Genomic DNA, 3,105 nt, shown 5'->3' with positions numbered 1-3,105 from the left:
GGGGGCGGAAGCCACGCTGATCCTGAACCATCCCGACCCTGCGCGGGCGGAAGCGGTCCTGCGCCGGGTCGAATCCGAGTTGCGGCGGCTCGAAGGCATCTTCACCCTCTACCGCGCCGATTCCGAGCTTTCGCGGCTGAACCGCGCGGGCGCGCTGGCCGCGCCCAGCCCCGAACTGGTCGAGGCGCTGCTGCTTGCGCAACAGGTCCATGCCGCGACCGAGGGCCGTTTCGATCCGACCGTGCAGCCGCTCTGGCGCGCCTACGCCACAGGCGCGGATGCGGCGGCGCTGGAATCGGCGCGCGGCCTGATCGGCTTCGACCGCGTCCATATCGGCGAGGATCGCATCGCCATGCCGCGCGGCACCGAACTGACGCTGAACGGGATCGCGCAGGGCTATATCTCGGACCGGATCGCCGCGATGCTGCGGGCCGAGGGCGCGCGGCACACGCTGGTCAACATGGGCGAGATCAGCGCCATCGGCGGGCGCAGCGCCCATGAGCCGTGGCGCGTGGGCCTGTCAGGCGGCGGCGAGGTCGAGCTTGCCGACCGGGCGCTGGCCGTCACCGAAGCCGCGGGCTTCAGCTTCGACGCTGAAGGCCGGCTGCCGCATCTGATCGACCCCGGCGCGGGCACCCCGCGCGCCGAATGGCGACGCATCGCCGTCATCGCGCCGCAGGCGGGGCTGGCCGATGCGCTGTCCACCGGCCTGTCGCTTGCCCCCGCGCCCGCGATCCGCGGCACGCTGGCCGGGCTGCCCGGCATCGAGGTCCGCGCGCTGGACGCGCAGGGCCGCGAAAGCCGCTTCAGCGGATAGCGCGTCATGCCGGGCGCAACCCGCAGGGCGCATCAGGGAGGATGCAGATGAACCGGATCGTCACCCTCGACGTCCGCCCCCTGCTCGCCTCGGGGCAAGAGCCATTCGCCGCGGTCATGCAGGCGGCCGAGGCGCTGGGACCGGGCCAGACCCTGCGCCTGATCGCGCCCTTCCGCCCGGTCCCGCTGATGAGCGTGCTGCGGAACCGCGGCTTCACGCTTGCGGAAACGGCCTTGGACGGCGCGTTGTGGCAGGTGGATTTCCAGCCTGCGCCGGGGACGCTGACGGCGGGAAGCTCGCTCGACGCGGCCGACTGGCCCGCGCCCACGCGGCTTCTGGACCTGACGGGAATGGAGCCGCCCGAACCGATGCGGCGCCTGCTGGCCGAGGTCGAGGCCGCCCCGCCGGAAGAAGTGATCTTCGCGCTTCTCGATCGCGAGCCCCTGTCGCTGCTGCCGCAACTGAAGGCGCAGGGCCATGCTTGGGTCGGCAACCATGCCGCCGATGCCAGCGGCTACCGGCTGCTGGTGCGCCGCGCCGGCAGCGGCTGACGGTTCACTTTCCACGCCGGAGCGGGATAGAAGGGCGGGCCAGTTCCCGTCCCGAAAGGTTGCGGCCCCATGCCCGACGACCACCCGACCGTCCGCGCCGCCTTTCAGGGCCTCAGCCCCGCCGAGGTGGGGACGATCCTGACCGGCACCACCACCGCCCGGCTGTCCGCGGGCGAGCCGCTGTTCCTGCAGGGCGACCCCGCCGACCGCTTCTTCCTGCTGAAGGAAGGCTGGCTCAAGGTCACGCAGGTCACGGCCGACGGGCAGAAGCTGATTGTCCGCATCGTCCATCCGGGCGAGTTCTTCGGCTTTGCCCCGGCCTTGCAGCGCGACCTTTACCCCGGCACCTGCGAGGCGATCGTGGACAGCGAGGCGCTGGTCTGGCCCCGCCGCCGCTGGCAGGCGGTGCTGGGCGCCGCGCCATCCGTCACGCTGTCGATCGTGCAGGCGATCGGGCGCAAGCTGGACGAGGCCCATGACCGCCTGCGCGAGATGACCACCGAGGAAGCCGCCCGCCGCGTGGCCCGGCTGGTGCTGCGGCTGCGGGCCAAGGCGGGGGACGACGCGCTGGACACCGAAGGGGGGATCGAGCTGCCCTACCCCCTGACCCGCCAGGACATCGCGGACATGAGCGGCAATACCCTGCATACCGTGTCCCGCATCATGGCCGCCTGGGAAGGACAGGGGGTGCTGGGGCGCGGGCGGCGCAAGGTCGTCATCGCCGATCTGGCGGCGCTGCAGGAAATCGCGGGCGAGGAGGACTAGTTTGCGGCAGCGCAACAATCGCGTCTGCGGAAAGACCTAGTGTTCTTCTCAACGGGTGATTCCCCGTCTGAAGGAGACAAGACGAATGAAACGTTCCATTTCCGTCGCGCTGGCCCTCGCGTTCCTCGCCGCTCCGGCCATGGCCGCCGACCACCGCGTCGAGATGCTGAACAAGGGCGACGAAGGCCCGATGGTGTTCCAGCCCGCCTTCGTGCAGGCCGAGATCGGCGACACCATCACCTTCGTGCCCACCGACAAGAGCCATGACGTCGCCTCGATCAAGGGGATGCTTCCCGAAGGGGTCGAGGAGTTCAAGTCCAAGGTGAACGAGGAATATGTCCTGACCGTGACCGAGCCGGGTCTTTATGGCGTCCGCTGCACGCCCCATACGCCGATGGGCATGGTGGGGGTGATCCAGGTCGGTGCCGATGCCTCGAACTACGACGTGCTGGCCGAAGGCAAGCTGCCCAAGCGCGCGCGCGAGCGGCTGGACGCGGAACTGGCCAAGGTCACGCGCTGATCCATCCTCGTCACGCGGATGCAGGCGGTCCCCTTGGGGCCGCTTTTGCATGGGCGCTTACCGTGCGCTCTGACCGGAAGGCCCGCGAAAGGGAAATTCGTCGGTGAATGGACGGTTTCCGGCGTTGCGGAGAGAAGTTGTCTTCGTAACACGTCGTCATCGGGAATGATTCCCGTGCCCTCAAGGATCACGCAAACCATTTCGCGCCGGTCTTGGCGACAGGGCGAACCCTGTCCTTTTCCTGCGGTTGCAGGGGCGCAGCCATTGAAGACGGCCCCCAGTCCCGGTACCTGACCGCGCATGGGCAACAGCGCAGATCCTTTCCCCGCCATCACCTTCCGGGATGTCATGAAGACATGGCCCCAGAAGGGCGGTGACGTGGCCGCGCTGGACCGGGTCAGCCTGGACGTGCAGGCGGGCGGCATCACCGGCGTCATCGGCCGGTCCGGCGC

General features: G+C 69.6%; 4 protein-coding genes. All 4 read left to right on the top strand.

What is annotated here, in order from left to right:
* On the top strand, positions 1-817 hold an 817-nt coding region (locus Q4F04_RS15150; protein WP_303370626.1), incomplete at its 5' end, for an FAD:protein FMN transferase.
* Between the two features lie 47 nt (positions 818-864).
* Positions 865-1,368: a DUF2249 domain-containing protein gene (locus tag Q4F04_RS15145; protein ID WP_303370625.1), complete on the top strand. Its 504-nt coding sequence runs from the start codon at positions 865-867 to the stop codon at positions 1,366-1,368.
* A gap of 69 nt (positions 1,369-1,437) precedes the next feature.
* A complete protein-coding gene (locus Q4F04_RS15140) occupies positions 1,438-2,133 on the top strand; it encodes a Crp/Fnr family transcriptional regulator (protein WP_303370624.1) in 696 nt (231 codons plus the stop codon).
* Positions 2,134-2,218: 85 nt separating this feature from the next.
* Positions 2,219-2,653, top strand: coding sequence for a pseudoazurin (locus Q4F04_RS15135; RefSeq protein ID WP_303370623.1), 435 nt, complete (start codon positions 2,219-2,221; stop codon positions 2,651-2,653).
* Positions 2,654-3,105 lie beyond the last annotated feature (452 nt).

Source organism: Paracoccus sp. (in: a-proteobacteria), from assembly GCF_030536915.1.
Classification (GTDB): Bacteria; Pseudomonadota; Alphaproteobacteria; order Rhodobacterales; family Rhodobacteraceae; genus Paracoccus.
The sequence above is the reverse complement of the archived record's forward strand: the minus strand, read 5'-3'. Positions and strand labels throughout refer to the sequence as shown.

Excerpts from the sequence above, each read along its gene's own strand:
- Q4F04_RS15140 (WP_303370624.1), top strand. The coding sequence starts at position 1,438 with ATGCCCGACGACCACCCGACCGTCCGCGCCGCCTTTCAGGGCCTCAGC.
- Q4F04_RS15145 (WP_303370625.1), top strand. The coding sequence starts at position 865 with ATGAACCGGATCGTCACCCTCGACGTCCGCCCCCTGCTCGCCTCGGGG.
- Q4F04_RS15135 (WP_303370623.1), top strand. The coding sequence starts at position 2,219 with ATGAAACGTTCCATTTCCGTCGCGCTGGCCCTCGCGTTCCTCGCCGCT.